This is a genomic window from Saccharopolyspora sp. NPDC000995 (assembly GCF_053599315.1).
Genome location: NZ_JBSFLZ010000001.1, coordinates 37,767 through 52,256, shown reverse-complemented (window position 1 = coordinate 52,256; position 14,490 = coordinate 37,767). Strand labels below are relative to the sequence as shown.

Below are 14,490 nucleotides of genomic sequence, written 5' to 3'. Positions count from 1 at the left end.
GTCCGGGCGGCGGCTGAGGTTCGGCCAACCGCGCCGCTACGCAGGGTGAGCTTGCAAGCGTCTTCGCGCGAGTGATGCGATATCTGCCACCCGGGGGCGAGTTCGGGTGGCCCCATACGTAACGTGTGCCCCATGGCGTTCGACGTCGCGGCGGTTCGCGGGCTCTTCCCCGCGCTCGGCGACGGGTGGGTGCACCTGGACGCCCCGGCAGGCATGCAGGTTCCTGAACAAGTGGCGACCGCGGCGTCGACTGCGCTGCGGGCCCCGGTATCCGGTCCGGGCGGGATATTCCCCGCATCGCAGCGCGCCGAGGCGATCGTGGAAGCCGCCCGTCGCGCTATTGCTGACCTCATCGGCGCGAACCCGGCCGGGGTGGTGCTCGGGCCGAACTCCGCCGTGCTGCTGCAGCGGCTCGCCGATGCGCTCGGTGACGGCTGGATGATCGGTGACGACGTTGTCGTCTCCCGGTTGGACCACCCGGCCAACGTCGCGCCGTGGCAGCGGGCGGCACAGCGCTCCGGAACCACGGTGCGGTGGGCCGAGGTCGACATCGAGACCTGCGAGCTGCCCACCTGGCAGTACCAGGAGCTGGTCACCCCGCGGACGAAGGTCGTCGCGATCACCGCCGCGTCCGGGGCGGTGGGCACTCGGCCGGACGTGCGGCAGGCGGCGGACGCCGCGGCGGAGCACGGTGCGCTGGTGGTCGTGGACGCCGCAGCCGCGGCGCCGTTCGTGCCGCTTGACATCACAGCGATGGGCGCCGACGTGGTGGTGGTGAACGCGTCGGCGTGGGGCGGGCCGCCGGTGGGTGCGCTCGTGTTCAAGAACCCGGCGATGCTCGACCAGTTGCCGTCGGTGGCCCTGGAGTCCGGCGCGCGCGGACCGCAGCGGTTGGAACTCGGCCCGCACGCGTACCCGCTGCTGGCCGGGTTGGTGGCGTCGGTGGACTACCTGGCGGGGCTCGACGATGCGGCGGTCGGGCCGCGCCGGGAGCGCCTGCTGACTTCGCTGGGCTCGGTGAAGTCGTACCAAGCGGGGTTGCTGGCGAACCTGACCAACGGGCTGCGGAAGATGCGGCACGTGATGGTGATCGGCGACGCGATGCGCCGGGTCCCGTCGACGGCGTTCACGGTCAATGGCGTCAAGGCGGAGGAAGCGGTCGAGCACCTCGCGGAGCGCGGGGTGTGCGCGTTCGAGGATCCGGGCATGCACGGGGTATTCGCGGTGCTCGGCGTCGGCGAGGTCGGCGGCGCGGTTCGCGTCGGACTGGCCCACTACACCAACGCCTCCGAGGTTGACCAGCTCGTCCGGGCGGTCGCCGAACTCGGCTGAAGTACGAAATCCCGGCGCATCCGCATCGCGGTACCGGTTGCGAGGGTGGAGCGAACGGCCTACTAGCCGCCTCTACCGGCGCAAACGGTCCGTTCGCTCCAACTCGAAGCATGCGCTGTGTTTCCTCGGGCCGCTACGGCGACGCAACACACTCATGAGCCGGTGAACAGCGGAAATTTTGCTTTCAGCGGACGAGGAGGATCTTGCCGCGGACGTCGCCCGCTTCCAGCGTCGCGTGCGCTCGCGCCGCCTCCGACAGCGGCACCCGCTCGTGCACCAGCGTCCGCACTTCGCCCGCCTCGACGTGCGGCCACAGCCGCTCCCGCACGTCGGCGACGATCGCAGCCTTGCCCTGCGGGCCCCCGACTGGCCGACCGCGGAGCCCGAGCACCGACAGCCGCAGCCGTTTGACCAGCATCTTCCCCAGGTCGAGTTCGGCCTTCCGGCCGCCCTGCATGCCGATGACGGCCAAATGCCCGTCGGGCGCCAGCGCGGACAGGTTCCGGTCCAAATAGGACGCGCCCATGTTGTCAAGGATGACATCCGCCCCGCCGAGTTCCTTGACGATCGCGACGAAGTCCTCGTCCCGGTAGTTGATGACCGGGTCCGCGCCCAGGTCCGCGCACAGCTGGCGGCTCTCGGCCGATCCGGCGGTCGCCGCCACGCGCGCGCCGAGTGCCTTGGCGATCTGGATCGCGCAGGTCCCGATGCCGCCGGCCCCACCGTGCACCAGCAGCAACTGTCCACTCCGGAGCCCGGCCTCCATCACCACGTTGGCCCACACGGTGCAGGTGACCTCGGGCAACCCGGCGGCCTCGACGAGGTCCACCCCGGCGGGCTTGGGCAGCACCTGCGCGGCGGGCACCGCGACGCGCTCGGCGTAGCCCCCACCCGCGAGCAGCGCGCACACCTCGTCGCCGACCTGCCAACCGGTCACGCCATCGCCGATTTCGGCGATGGTGCCTGAACATTCCAGCCCCAGGATGGTGCTGGCGCCCTTCGGCGGCGGGTAGTTGCCCTCCCGCTGGCTCAGGTCCGCGCGGTTGACCGCGCTCGCGGCGACGTCGATGAGCACGTCGCCCGGACCCGGCTGCGGGTCGGGTTGCTCAGTCCACTCCAGCACATCCGGTTCGCCCGGCTCACGAATCGAGATCGCGTACATGCCCTGGACGGTAGTCCGCCCGGAACGCTTCGCAGCGCGTGGTCCGGCGGGGTGATAGAAGATCGGTCAACGCGGTAAAAATGGGAATTTGTCCCTGCTTTTCAATTCTTCTTGGTGCAGGCTTGACTTCACGCAGTGATCATCTCAAGGCTTGCCAACACAAAGTCCACCCGAAGCGGGGAGCATGATGAGTTTGCGAACCATCACACCCAGGCGTTCTGCGGCAGCTCTCGCCGCGATGTGCGCGGTCGCGTTGTTGACCGTCACCCCGGCGAGCGCGGCACCGGCCGATCTCGGCTCGAGAATCAACGGCAATGCTGTGAACCGCCACCTGATCGCGTTGCAGCGGATCGCCGACCAGAACGGCGGGAACCGCGCGTCCGGTCTGCCGGGCTACGAGGCGAGCGTCGACTACGTGGCCGGCAAGCTCCGCGACGCGGACTTCGACGTCACCACGCCGGAGTTCACCTACCAGGCCTACTACCTGGACTCGTTCAACCTGGCGGTGGCCGGGCAGCCGGTCGAGGGTGACGCCCTAGAGTATTCCCCGGCAACCCCGCAGGGCGGCATCACCGCGCCGCTGGCGGTCGTCCCAGTCGACGACACGCCGGGCTGCGAAGCCACGGACTACGACGGCGCGGACATCACCGGCAAGGTCGTGCTGATCCGGCGCGGTGCCTGCACGTTCGCGCAGAAGGCGCAGGTGGCCGGCGAGCGCGGGGCCGCGGGCGCGATCATCTACAACAACGCGGACGGTCCGCTCAACGGCACGCTGGGCGACCCGGAAGCTGCGAAGATCCCGACCGCGGGCGTCACGAAGCAGGTCGGCGAGGCGCTCACCGGGCAGGCCGACGCCGAGGTGAAGCTGGATGTCCAGGCCCGCCTGGAGACTGTCACCACCCGCAACATCATCGCGCAGACCCGCACCGGTCGCGCCGACAACGTCGTGCTGGCGGGCGCGCACCTGGACAGCGTTGCGGAAGGCCCCGGCATCAACGACAACGGCACCGGCTCCGCGGGCATCCTGGAGACGGCGCTGCGGTTGGGCGGTAGCCCGAAGGTCAACAACGCCGTCCGTTTCGCCTTCTGGGGCGCGGAGGAGTCCGGCCTGGTCGGGTCCACGAAGTACGTGCAGAGCCTGAGCTTCGAGCAGCAGCTCGACATCGCCCTGTACCTGAACTTCGACATGATCGGCTCGCCGAACGCCGGCTACTTCGCCTACGACGGCGACGACTCCGACGGCGTCGGCGCCGGGCCGGGCCCGCAGGGCTCGGGGCAGATCGAGCAGGACCTCGTCAACGCGATGGCCGCGCAGGGCATCGAGGTCGAGGGCGATGACTTCGACGGTCGTTCGGACTACGGCGAGTTCATCGCGAGCGGCATCCCGGCCGGCGGCCTGAACACCGGCGTCGAGGAGCTGAAGTCCGAGGCGCAGGCGGCGAAGTGGGGCGGCACTGCGAATGTCGCCTTCGACCCGAACTACCACTCGGCGAAGGACAACCTGGCCAACGTGGATCGGGTCGCGCTGGCGCGCAACGTCACGGCCCTCGCGAACGTCGTCGAAGGCTACGCGCAGAGCACCGAGGCGGTGAACGGTATGCAAACCCGTGCCCAGCGAGCGCAGCTGCGCGCCGTGCAGGCCCCGATGCTGGCGCAGACCCACGCCGCCCCGGCGAAGACCAAGTCAGGCCACCACAACATCGCCTGACGGGCCGGAATCAGTGGAACGGGGCGCCCCGCCCCGTTCCCGGTGGTCCGCGATTTCAATGGAGATCAGAGGTCCGATTTCCATTGAAATCGCGGAAGGAGTCACCGGACGGGGTGGATGGCGGAGAGGATTGTGCAGGCGACCGAAGGAGATGTCGTGAAACGTGCCGTTCTCGCGGTCGCCGCCCCCACCGCCGACGCGGCGGAGCCGGTGCGCTTCGCGACGTTCAACGCTTCCCTCAACCGCGCCACCCAGGGCGAGCTGCTCGCAGATCTATCCACATCGGGCGATCCGCAGGCGGCTGAGGTCGCGGAGGTCGCGCAACGCATCCGCCCGGATGTCCTGCTGCTCAACGAGTTCGACTACGTCGAGGGCGGCGCAGCGGTCGGCGCCTTCCGGGCCAACTACCTGGCGCGGAGCCAGGGCGGTGCAGACCCGATCGACTACCCGTACGCCTACACCGCCCCGGTGAACACCGGCGCGCCTTCCCGGATGGACCTCGACAACGACGGCATCACCGGCGGTCCCGGTGACGCGTACGGTTTCGGCGCGTTCCCCGGCCAGTACGGGATGGTGGTGCTGTCGAAGTACCCGATCGGCGGGGCTCGCACGTTCCAGAGGTTCCGGTGGGCGGACATGCCGGGCGCGCGGCTGCCGGACGACCCGGCGACGCCGCAGCTCGCGGACTGGTATTCGCCGGAGGAGCTGGAATTCCAGCGGCTGTCGTCGAAAACGCACTGGGACCTGCCGATCGACGTCGGCGGGCGGACCGTGCACTTCCTGACCTCGCATCCGACGCCGCCGAGCTTCGACGGCCCCGAGGACCGAAACGGCCTGCGCAACCAGGACGAGATCCGCTTCTGGGCGGACTACGTCACGCCGGGCCGAGCCGACTACATCTACGACGACACGGGCGCATTCGGCGGACTCGCGCCGGGCGCCCGGTTCGTCAAATCCATCGGAGATCGGCCCCGCCGCCGATACAGCTGGTGCGGCGGACAGCGGCGATCTCGCGCCGCAGCGCGGTGATCTGGTCGAGCACAGTTGTCGGGCGGTGAACAAACATGATCTACCTTCCGGTTTCGGCCGTGCCACGAGCGATGGCGCCATAGGGCGATCAACAAATTTCTGGCAGTAACGAAATTCGGGAAGGTGCGATCTGTTGCTTGATGGCAATTACGAAAAAGGATGGTTTTGGTGATCGCGGGCATCATCATGCTGGTCGGGATGGCAGCAACCGTCGCTATGAGCATTATCTTGTGGCAGCAGAAAGCAGCGGGACGCACCATCTGGCCCTGGTTAGTGGTCGGATTGTTGACGATGTGCCTTTGGCCGATCTCGTTGTGGGTTGCGATCGGGCTGTGGTGGTACTGGCGGGCTACACCCGTACCGCCTGCTGCGGGCCGTTACCCGCAAGTCATTCCGGCGCAGGCGCCACCGGTCCGTCGAGGAGCTCGGGGGCCCTTGATCTCCGTGGCGTGCGTTCTCGGGTCGCTGATCACTATCGTGCTGTTCAGCGCACTCCTCCCGCCAGTACCAGCGCAAACGAACCAGGCGACGCCCGCCAACAGCACGGTGCCGCCTTCTACATCGCAACTGCCTCCATCGGCATCGCAGACCCCACGTGTGCAGCTTCCGCCGGAAGCGGTCGTGCGCGGAGTTCTCGATGCTGACCGAGTCAGTGTCCAGATCGCAGGGCAAGCAGCTCAGCAAATTCGGATCGCCGGAGTTGACAGCCCGACCACGGGTGCTGACCCCGAATGCTGGGGCACGGAAGCGGAAGCCTTTACTGAGAAGACGCTCTTGGGGCAGACCGTGCGGGTCCAGCTCGACTCGGCGTGGCAACCTGGCGCGCCGGATGAGCAAGCTGCGGCAATCTTCCTTTCTGACGGAGCGAACTACTCGCGTCTCGCGCTGGAACAGGGCTTCGCCCGCTTGTCCGTGAATGCGCCTGCCGCGCTGATCGGCGAGCTTTCCCAAGCGGAAACGAACGCGCGGAATGCGCAGGTGGGGTTGTGGGGAGCCCCGTGTTTCGGGGCGCTTCGACTGGCACCGCCACCTCCGCCGCTGGCACCCGAGCCGCAACCGCAACTGCGGTCGGAGCCGGAGCCGGAGCCGGAGCCGGAGCCTTCGCCGGAGGGCGACAGTGGGCAGTCCCCGGTGGCCTACTACCCGAGCTGCAAGGCCGCGAAAGCTGCAGGTGTGGCACCGCTGCATCGGGGTGATCCCGGTTATTCGTCGAAGCTGGACCGAGACGGCGACGGGGTCGCGTGCGAATCCTGACCAGCCGCTAAGCGATGTCGAGGAGCCCGGCGAGGGTGGTGGCGGTTTTCTCCGTGTCTGTGTCTTCGTCGGGTTCGACGACGAGGTCGATCAGCCGCATTCGAGTATCGATGCCGTGCCGGTCGAATTCGTCGAGCGGCAGCACGACGCGAACGTCGTCGCCGACGTCGAACCGGGGTCGGTGTCGCCGCGCAGCACGATCTCGGGCAGAACCACCGTGCGCCGTTCGGCGGTCTGGTCGGCGTTGGCGTGGGCCTGCAACACGTTCGGGTCGGCGGAGTTGTAACCGGTATCGGCTTTCAGCAAGGGCCAGCCGCCGAAGAGTCGGTCGCGATCCTCGGTGACCGCCAATGCCGATATCGCCGTTGGCATGCTGCTGGGCGAGCGCGACCAGGCGGTGGGCGATCTCTTTCTGCTCGGCCGACCACTGCACCGACTGTCGTGCGACGTGGTTGGCCGGTGAATTCCCTGCGATACCGGTGCGACTTTGCGGTGGTCGAAGTAGCTCCACCGTCGGCTTCAAGGGGAACGGCGGTACTCCCGCATCAACGTTCCCCACTCGGCCGGGCGCGTACTTGTCTTGGCCTTTCATGATCTCCATCCTGGTGTCGAAATGTCACCAGGCGAGCGTTCTGCGAGCGCCGTGCTTGCTCAGCTCAGTACTCACAAGATCGCCCCTGGCCTACGTTGTTGCAGGTCAGGGGCGGTATGGCGGAAGCGGGGGGATTCGAACCCCCGGTCGCTCTCGCGACGCTCGCTTTCAAGGCGAGTGCATTCGGCCGCTCTGCCACGCTTCCATGCCGCAGCGTAGCCAACCCGCGAAGATCCGCCTACAGCCGGTCGGGTCAGTCCAAGCCACGCAGACGGGTCGTCAGCCGCTCGAAAACTGCGCCCAAGACTTTCATCTCGTCGGGTTCCAGCAGGTTGATCATGTGCGCTCGGACGCCCGCGACGTGCGTGGGCGCGGCTTCGCGCAGCTTCGCCAGCCCCTCGTCGGTGAGCACCGCGAGCACGCCTCGGCCGTCGCTGGGGCATTCGTTCCGGCGGACCAGCCCGGCCGATTCCAGGCGGCGGATCTGGTGCGAGATCCGGCTCTTGGAGTGCGCGATCTGGCTGGCCAGTTCGCTCATCCGCATCCGCTGGCCGGGTTGTTCGGACAGGCTGACCAGGATTTCGTAGTCCGCGATCGAGAGTCCGTGGGCGAGCTGCAGTTCGCGGTTGAGCCGGTACTCCAGCAGCGCGCTGCCGACGATGTAAGCGCGCCAGGATGCCATTTCGCGCTCGCCCAGCCACTTGGTTCGCTGCTCGGTCACCTCGGTCACCTCGGTCACGCGGCCAGGTTACCGGCAGGTTGACGGTACTGGTGCAGGTTCGGGCGTACGGAAAAACAATTTGCCTCCTAACCATTCAATTCGAGTACGATCGGGTCGTGTCCGGTTTCCTGGAACGAGACCCGCAGCGCATGCCGCTGAACCGGTTGGTGGGGCTGACCGGTCGGCGGCTGTCGCAGTACTGGGAGCAAGCGGTGGCGCGAAGCACCGCCCTGAGCCAGACGGCGCTGCTGGCGCTCACGGCGATCGACGAACGGGAGGGCCGAACGCACCGCGAGGTGGCCGAGAGCTGCTGGGTGCGCCCGGCGACGCTGACCCCGGTCATCGATGCCCTGGAGGCCGACGGGTTGCTGACCAGGCAGCGCGACACCGTCGACCGGCGCGTGGTCCGGCTGCGCATCACCTCGGCGGGGCGGTCGGCGCTGGGCGACGCGTGGCGGGGGGTTCGCGCGGAGTTCCGGCGGATCGACCCCGGCGCCAGTCCGGCCGAAGACGCCCTGATCCGTAAGTACCTGCTCGCGATCCTGAGCGGTCTGAACGAGAAAGAAGGCGGATGTGACCACAGCGGTTGAAGTGACCGAGCTGGTCAAGCGCTACCCGAAGGCCAAGAACAACGCGGTGGACGGGCTCAGCTTCGAGGTGAAAGCGGGGGAGATCTTCGGGCTGCTCGGCCCGAACGGCGCCGGCAAGACCACCACCGTCGGCATCCTGACCACCAGGGTCCTGCTGACAAGCGGAACCGCCCGTGTCGCGGGGGTCGACGTGGTGGCCGATCCGGTCGCGGCCCGGAGCAAGGTGGCGGTCGTTCCGCAACGGGTCAACCTTGACCGATCGTTGAACGCCCGCCAGAACCTCATCTGGCACGCCGCCTACCACGGCGTCGCCCGCAGCGAGCGGCAGCGGCTCGCCGATGAGCTGCTCGACCGGATGGGCTTGGGGGAGAAGGCGAAAGCCCGCGTCGACGACCTCTCCGGCGGGCAGGCGCAGCGGCTGATGATCGCCCGCGCGCTGATCCACAAGCCCGAGGTGCTGTTCCTGGACGAGCCGTCCACCGGGCTCGACCCGCAGGCCCGGCTGTTCGTCCACGACCGCATCAACGACCTGCGATCCGAGGGCGTGACGGTCATGCTCACCACCCACGACATGGACGAGGCGGAGAAGCTGTCCGACCGGGTCGGCGTCGTCGACCACGGCAAGCTGCTGACGCTGGACACACCCGAGGCGCTGATCAAGTCGCTGCCGGGCAGCGGCACGGTGGACGCCACGCTGCGGACCAACGGCTACGACCCGGCCAGGGTCGCCGAGTTCTTAGCCGATGTGGACGGTGTGCAGCGGGTCGAGCAGATCGGTACCAGCACCAACCAGGCAGGGGAAGCCGAGCTGCGCCTGCGCCTGTACGTGGGCGAGGAGCCTGCCGCGCTGCTCGGTCCGGTCGCGCAAACGCTGCACGAGCAACGGGTTTCGGTCCGCGACCTGTCGCTGGGATCGGCGACGCTGGAAGACGTCTTCATCGACCTGACCGGGAGGGAACTGCGATGAGTCCTGTCCGTGCATTCACCGCGGTGCTGGGCCGCGACGTGTTCGTGACCGGTCGGGAGCTCCCGAGCTTCCTGGCGCAGGTGCTGGTGCAGCCGGTGGCGCTGCTGTTCATTTTCGGCAAGGTGCTCAGCGAGCTCGGCTACGCCCAGTCCGGCTACGCGCAGATCCTGCTGCCGGGCGTGATCGCGCTCAACGCGTTCGTGGTGTCGCTGCAGAACACTTCGTTCCCTCTGGTGCTGGACTTCTCGTTCTCCCGGGAGATCGAGGACCGGCTGCTGGCACCGCTGCCGATCAGCTGGGTGGCGGTGGAGAAGATGCTGTTCGGCGCGCTGCGGGGGCTGCTGGCGGCGGTGCTGATGGTGCCGATCGGGGTGGTGATGCTGGGGGACATCAACTGGAACCTCGGCGGCCTGGCGTTCGCGCTGCTGTGCATGGTCCTGGGCTCGCTGTCTGGCGCGGCGGTCGGCCTGACGGTGGGTGCGGCGGTGCCGCCACGGCGCATCAACATCATGTTCGCGGTGATCCTGGCGCCGCTGATGTTCACCGGGGCGACCCAGTTTCCGTGGGCGCAGCTGGAACACCTCCGCTGGTTCCAGGTGCTCTGCGCGATCAACCCGCTGACCTACGTCAGCGAAGGCATGCGCGGAGCGCTCCTGCCGGACGTCCCGCACATGCCGCCCTGGATCTGCGTCCTGGCCCTGCTGACGGCCACGGTGATCTTCGGAGCCCTCGGAATCAAGTTCTTCCTCCGCCGAGCCCTCGACTGACGCCTGGGTGCTGTGCCCCGGCATGGCAGGAGCGTTGCGCGACCCGATCTTGGCGCAGTTGCACCGGATCGGTGTGGGTTCCGGCTGCTGGGGCGCGGCACGCGAGTTTGGACGCTTGGCCGGACGGGGCGCTGGCGTATCCGAGCGGGACCGGTGTGCAGACCTTGTGCGGGCAGCGGCTCACGGCCACAACTCGGAATTGGCTTGGTTGTGGGAAACCTGTGGCGGATGCGACGCCGAAGCGCGGCGGTCTCCGGCGCGCCCCTCTGGTGTCGCGATGAGCGGGCGCACCAGGGGGCTCGCGACGTTGGTCCGACGGGCCCAGTGGATGTTGGACGACCTGGCTTTCCGAATCGGCGCAGGCGTTCTCGACGCCGACCACCTCAACGCAGCCGCCTCCGCCGTGGACGAGACGGCGCGACTGCTGCACGAAACCGCGAATTTTCACTATCGAGAAATAGGGTCTGTGATGACAAAGGTGCGGCGAGCTGTCGACGGGGATCTGGGCGCGGTGGCCGAGATCTTCGCCCACTACGTCGAAGGCAGCACCGCGACGTTCGAGACCATCCCGCCGGATGTCGGGCAATGGCGGCTGAAGCTCGACGCGCTGGCCGACCGGGGGCTACCGTTCCTGGTCGCCGAGATCGGCGCGGAGGTGGTCGGCTTCGGCTACGCCGGGCCGTGGCGCCCCAAGCCCGCCTACCGGCACACTGTCGAGGACACCGTCTACCTCGCGCCGGGGTGGACCGGGCGGGGCCTCGGGAAGTCCTTGCTCAACACTCTGATGGCCGATAGCGCTCGGGCCGGGTCGACGCAGATGATCGCGGTCATAACCGACGACGGCGACGACTCCTCGGTCGCGCTGCACCGCGCATGCGGCTTCCAGGAGGTCGGGCGGCTGCATGAGGTAGGCCACAAGTTCGGCCGCTGGATCGGTACCGCGCTGCTGCAGCGAAAATTGGATCCGGTGCCGTAAACCCTTGTCATGGCAAGGTTTTCGCGAGGTTTTCGCGCTCGGTGCGTTCTTCATCCGGAGTTCGGATCAGGCACTCCCTAGGACATTTGCGAATTCGGTTGTTCCGTCTGGGGGCTTGTGGGAAGGTTCGCGCGTCGTATTGGACCCGAACATGTTTCGTGCGAGGAAAATTGAAGAGGCTGATTGCGCCGTTAGCCGCGGCGCTGTTGATCATCCTGGCCGGATGCGGCGTCGGCGCTAAGCCGCAGTCCTCCGGCGGCGGGGACTCCAAGTCCAGCAGCGAGACCAGCCAGAGCAGCGGCGAGTCCGAGTCCACCGGATCGCAGAGCGTCGCCTTCGGCCAGTCGGTCACGGTCAATACGGACCGGGGCGCCAAGCTGAAGCTGACCATCGGCGCCCCGACGGACTTCACCGAGGAGACGGACTTCGATCCCGAGAAGGGCAAGTACATCGTCGTTGACGCGGAGGCCGCATTGGTTGCTGGTGTCGCTGGCAACGTCAGCGAGGACGAGTTCACCCTCATCGACGGCAAGGGCAAGCGGTATGAGCCGGCCATCGCCTCGATGGAGATCTCCGGATCGTTCATCGAGCTGCTGACCGACAAGGACAAGCCGGTCGCCGGGAAGATCATCTACGACGTGCCGAAGGACGCCTCCGGCCTGGCGGTCGAGTACTCGCCGACCGGCTTCAACAGCAAGCCGTTGGGTCTACTCGCCAGCTGGAAGTGAAGCCGCACGGCCCCTGGGCCGGGTTGTCCTAGTTGCCCCTCGACGCGGACACCCCGGCCTTTTGTGGCTCATTAGAAGTAAAAACGGCACACGATCGAGCGATAACCTTTTGTGTAACACTCCAAACTCGCGGTTTCCCTGGCCCGTTTTCCCTGATCAAGCGGCAGATGCGGGTGATCGGGACCCGGTCGGTCCGCGTCAGTGGCCGCGGAGTGCGCGTTAGCGTCCCGGCGGCACTTGATCTCGCAAATCAGGCTGCCCGCTGCAGGTGCTTCCCGGCCTTCGCCGGAGCTGCCGACGACAGGTACGCCAACGGGCCAGGAGCTGATCATGAAGCCTCGCACAACGAGTACCAGACGCCCCGACCACGCCGGTCGCCGCGTCCGGATGGCGGCTGCCGCCGTGCTCGGTGCGCTCTGCCTGGGCATCAGCGGATGCTCGGGCGCATCGCCGATCGAGCCGGCCCACGCGATAGCGCAAGCCGACCTCGGCATGCAAGCCTCCGCGACCACCTTCGCGAACTTCCCCAAGGCGCCGCAGGATCCGGCGCCGAATGCGGAAACCAGCGGGGTCGTGCTGCACATCAAGCGGGATGTCGCAGTGCACCAGGCACCCGGCGGCGCCGTGTTCGCCAAGCTCCCCGCCACCCAGCTGGAGAACCCCACCTGGGTTCCGGTGATCGCGGAACACGGCCCGTGGGCGCAGGTGCTGCTCCCGTCGCGCCCCAATGGTGCGACCGGTTGGGTCCGCACCGGCGATCAAGTCGAGCGGGCGAGGTCTCCCTACGTCGTGGACGTCGACATCGATGCGCGTCGGCTCGTGGTGCGCGAGGGCGGCTCGGCGATCGGGGAGTGGGTCGTCGGGGTCGGCGCACCGGGTTCGCCGACGCCGCGCGGCCGCACCTTCATCATGGCGGCGATCGAGGAGACCGTCACCAAGTTCAGCCCGATCATCCTGCCGCTCGGCGCGCACTCCGACACCTTCAGCACCTACGGCGGTGGCCCGGGCACGGTCGCGCTGCACGGATGGCCCGACGCCGCGGTGTTCGGCCAGGCGAGCAGCGACGGGTGCGTTCGCGTACCCGACGACGCGCTTCGCCTGCTGTCCACCCTGCCATTGGGCACCCTCGTCCACCTGCGGTGATCGCCGTGGATGGTAAGTACCCGAAGTACACCGAAAAGGAAGTGCTACGAATGCGCAAGACTGCTTGCCTCGCCGGAGTTTTCGCCGCAGGCACCGGACTGCTGGCTGGCGCCGCGCCAGCGTTCGCGGACAGTGCGGACAACGATGGCATCAACATCGGCAACGACAACAACCTGAGCGTGTTGCCGATCCAGCTGTGCGGCAACAACATCGGGGTGCTCGGGGCGGTGGTGCCGATCCTCTCGCCGCAGGCCAACGACTGCACCAACGCGCCGATCGTGGACCACCCAACCGTCCCCGGGAAGCCAGGCACCGACGGGCCCTGCGAATCGGGCGAATCGGGCAAGCCAAGTGGGCCCGGCTGGCAGGGCGGATCCGGCTGGCACGGCGGGCAGGGCTGGCAGGGTGGACCGGGCTGGCAGGGTGGGCCCGGCGGGCAGGGCTGGCAGGGCGGACCGGAGCGCGACCAGTGCGCGCCCGGCGTCCCCGGCGGGCCGAGCGACCCCGTCCAGACCCCGCCGAGGCAGGTGTCGGCCACCAAGCCGCTGCCCACCGCGCCAGCACCGGTCGCGGTTCGCGGACACCACCCGGTGACCGGCTGACCCTCCGACCGATTGGTCTATTTCACTCGAACGAGTGCATGCCTAAGTCGCTGGCTGGCTCGCACCGTTTGATCACCACTAGATTCCGATGCTGCGTAGATCATTACGCACTCCGTGTGGTCGTTCCGGCTCGAACGAACCACACCCCCGGTGGTGGTGCCCGGCGAAGTACTCCCCCTCTCTTCGCAGGGCACCACCACTGTTTACGGGGCCATCCCGTGAAAACCGGTCAGCCGCTGATGCGGTCGGAGCACCTGGGTCAACGCCGTCGTCCGCTTGGCGGCCGTGATCCAGGTCGTCTTCTCCGGCTCCAGAGTGAACAGGACGGTGATCTTCTCGTCGTCGCCGAAGGCGCCCGTGACGTGCATGGCCGGCCGCTTCAGGTCGATGTCGTCGGCCGCCCGGGTCGTCGGCCCTCGCCCGGTGCGATCAACCGGGGCCCGGTGTCGTCCAGACCGATCGCGTCGGCCATCCGGTCCACGATGGCCTTCTGCACGCCGCGTACCAGAGCGCGCTGGCCGCGTCGTCGTTGCTGGAGCGCAGCATCGGCTCCAGCAGCTTCTTGTCTTCGGCCGTTGCCTTGCCATCCAAGGTTTTCAGGTAGTCGATCGCGACGAGCAGCTTCACCACCGACGCCGACCGGAACTTCTCGTGCTCGCCTGCGTTGCAGCGCGGTTTCGCCGGAATCGGCGTCCACCACGATGTATCCCGCGGTACATCGGCTGGCGGTGCCGGTGCCGCGTGGCCAGGGGGCGTGCCGCGCAGCAGTCCAGCAGCAGCCGCTGCGAAAGGCGGCATCCTTCGAGTAGTTCACTTGTAGCCCCACAGATCTCACTGCATTCGGTGGGATGCGGGGAGCTCATAGCGCGAACAATGGCAAATGAGCACGTTTTGCGGAAATACGCTGCAGCATTCCGCG

The 14,490-nt window shown here is 67.9% G+C and carries 16 protein-coding genes, 1 tRNA gene and 1 pseudogene; 12 read left to right on the top strand and 6 right to left on the bottom strand.

Annotated features, from left to right (window positions below; translation table 11 throughout):
• The first annotated feature begins 132 nt into the window (after positions 1 to 132).
• Positions 133 to 1,332 (top strand): cysteine desulfurase-like protein, encoded by a 1,200-nt coding sequence (locus tag ACWDKQ_RS00300; RefSeq protein ID WP_450136581.1) that lies wholly within the window; start codon positions 133 to 135, stop codon positions 1,330 to 1,332.
• A 184-nt stretch (positions 1,333 to 1,516) separates the two neighbouring features.
• Here ACWDKQ_RS00300 and ACWDKQ_RS00295 read toward each other — a convergent pair whose 3' ends face one another.
• A complete protein-coding gene (locus tag ACWDKQ_RS00295; RefSeq protein WP_450136580.1) occupies positions 1,517 to 2,494 on the bottom strand; it encodes an NAD(P)H-quinone oxidoreductase in 978 nt (325 codons plus the stop codon).
• Between the two features lie 187 nt (positions 2,495 to 2,681).
• Here ACWDKQ_RS00295 and ACWDKQ_RS00290 point away from each other — a divergent pair, with 187 nt between their 5' ends.
• The 3 genes and pseudogenes from ACWDKQ_RS00290 (at position 2,682) to ACWDKQ_RS00280 (ending at position 6,485) form a co-directional block, all read left to right on the top strand.
• A complete protein-coding gene (locus tag ACWDKQ_RS00290; protein ID WP_450136579.1) occupies positions 2,682 to 4,202 on the top strand; it encodes a M28 family peptidase in 1,521 nt (506 codons plus the stop codon).
• Between the two features lie 117 nt (positions 4,203 to 4,319).
• Positions 4,320 to 5,153 (top strand): annotated as a pseudogene (locus ACWDKQ_RS00285) (endonuclease/exonuclease/phosphatase family protein); the annotation flags it as partial.
• A 237-nt stretch (positions 5,154 to 5,390) separates the two neighbouring features.
• Positions 5,391 to 6,485 (top strand): excalibur calcium-binding domain-containing protein, encoded by a 1,095-nt coding sequence (locus ACWDKQ_RS00280; RefSeq protein ID WP_450136578.1) that lies wholly within the window; start codon positions 5,391 to 5,393, stop codon positions 6,483 to 6,485.
• A 90-nt stretch (positions 6,486 to 6,575) separates the two neighbouring features.
• Here ACWDKQ_RS00280 and ACWDKQ_RS00275 read toward each other — a convergent pair whose 3' ends face one another.
• Positions 6,576 to 6,836 (bottom strand): hypothetical protein, encoded by a 261-nt coding sequence (locus tag ACWDKQ_RS00275; protein ID WP_450136577.1) that lies wholly within the window; start codon positions 6,834 to 6,836, stop codon positions 6,576 to 6,578.
• Here ACWDKQ_RS00275 and ACWDKQ_RS00270 point away from each other — a divergent pair.
• Entirely contained in the window at positions 6,826 to 6,948 is a 123-nt protein-coding gene (locus ACWDKQ_RS00270) for a hypothetical protein (protein WP_450136576.1), read from the top strand. The genes ACWDKQ_RS00275 and ACWDKQ_RS00270 overlap by 11 nt on opposite strands.
• Before the next feature lie 246 nt (positions 6,949 to 7,194).
• Here ACWDKQ_RS00270 and ACWDKQ_RS00265 read toward each other — a convergent pair.
• Positions 7,195 to 7,282, bottom strand: a tRNA-Ser gene (locus ACWDKQ_RS00265).
• A 48-nt stretch (positions 7,283 to 7,330) separates the two neighbouring features.
• A complete protein-coding gene (locus tag ACWDKQ_RS00260; protein ID WP_450136770.1) occupies positions 7,331 to 7,807 on the bottom strand; it encodes a MarR family winged helix-turn-helix transcriptional regulator in 477 nt (158 codons plus the stop codon).
• Positions 7,808 to 7,914: 107 nt separating this feature from the next.
• Here ACWDKQ_RS00260 and ACWDKQ_RS00255 point away from each other — a divergent pair, with 107 nt between their 5' ends.
• The 7 genes from ACWDKQ_RS00255 (at position 7,915) to ACWDKQ_RS00225 (ending at position 13,571) form a co-directional block, all read left to right on the top strand.
• Positions 7,915 to 8,388, top strand: a complete 474-nt coding sequence (locus ACWDKQ_RS00255; RefSeq protein WP_450136575.1) for a MarR family winged helix-turn-helix transcriptional regulator — start codon at positions 7,915 to 7,917, stop codon at positions 8,386 to 8,388.
• Positions 8,372 to 9,355: an ABC transporter ATP-binding protein gene (locus ACWDKQ_RS00250; RefSeq protein WP_450136574.1), complete on the top strand. Its 984-nt coding sequence runs from the start codon at positions 8,372 to 8,374 to the stop codon at positions 9,353 to 9,355. Before ACWDKQ_RS00255 ends, ACWDKQ_RS00250 begins: the two co-directional genes overlap by 17 nt.
• Positions 9,352 to 10,122, top strand: coding sequence for an ABC transporter permease (locus ACWDKQ_RS00245; protein WP_450136573.1), 771 nt, complete (start codon positions 9,352 to 9,354; stop codon positions 10,120 to 10,122). The genes ACWDKQ_RS00250 and ACWDKQ_RS00245 overlap by 4 nt, the downstream gene beginning before the upstream one ends.
• Before the next feature lie 277 nt (positions 10,123 to 10,399).
• Positions 10,400 to 11,098: an N-acetyltransferase family protein gene (locus tag ACWDKQ_RS00240; protein WP_450136572.1), complete on the top strand. Its 699-nt coding sequence runs from the start codon at positions 10,400 to 10,402 to the stop codon at positions 11,096 to 11,098.
• Between the two features lie 170 nt (positions 11,099 to 11,268).
• Positions 11,269 to 11,826: a DUF4352 domain-containing protein gene (locus ACWDKQ_RS00235; protein ID WP_450136571.1), complete on the top strand. Its 558-nt coding sequence runs from the start codon at positions 11,269 to 11,271 to the stop codon at positions 11,824 to 11,826.
• A gap of 330 nt (positions 11,827 to 12,156) precedes the next feature.
• Positions 12,157 to 12,969 (top strand): L,D-transpeptidase, encoded by an 813-nt coding sequence (locus ACWDKQ_RS00230; RefSeq protein WP_450136570.1) that lies wholly within the window; start codon positions 12,157 to 12,159, stop codon positions 12,967 to 12,969.
• A gap of 50 nt (positions 12,970 to 13,019) precedes the next feature.
• Positions 13,020 to 13,571, top strand: coding sequence for a hypothetical protein (locus ACWDKQ_RS00225; protein ID WP_450136569.1), 552 nt, complete (start codon positions 13,020 to 13,022; stop codon positions 13,569 to 13,571).
• Between the two features lie 203 nt (positions 13,572 to 13,774).
• Here the strand turns inward: ACWDKQ_RS00225 and ACWDKQ_RS00220 are convergent, their stop codons facing one another.
• Together ACWDKQ_RS00220 and ACWDKQ_RS00215 are read right to left on the bottom strand one after the other, a co-directional pair.
• A complete protein-coding gene (locus ACWDKQ_RS00220) occupies positions 13,775 to 13,939 on the bottom strand; it encodes a hypothetical protein (protein WP_450136568.1) in 165 nt (54 codons plus the stop codon).
• Positions 13,940 to 14,000: 61 nt separating this feature from the next.
• Complete coding sequence (locus ACWDKQ_RS00215) at positions 14,001 to 14,369, bottom strand: hypothetical protein (RefSeq protein WP_450136567.1); 369 nt, start codon at positions 14,367 to 14,369, stop codon at positions 14,001 to 14,003.
• Between the last annotated feature and the right edge of the window lie 121 nt (positions 14,370 to 14,490).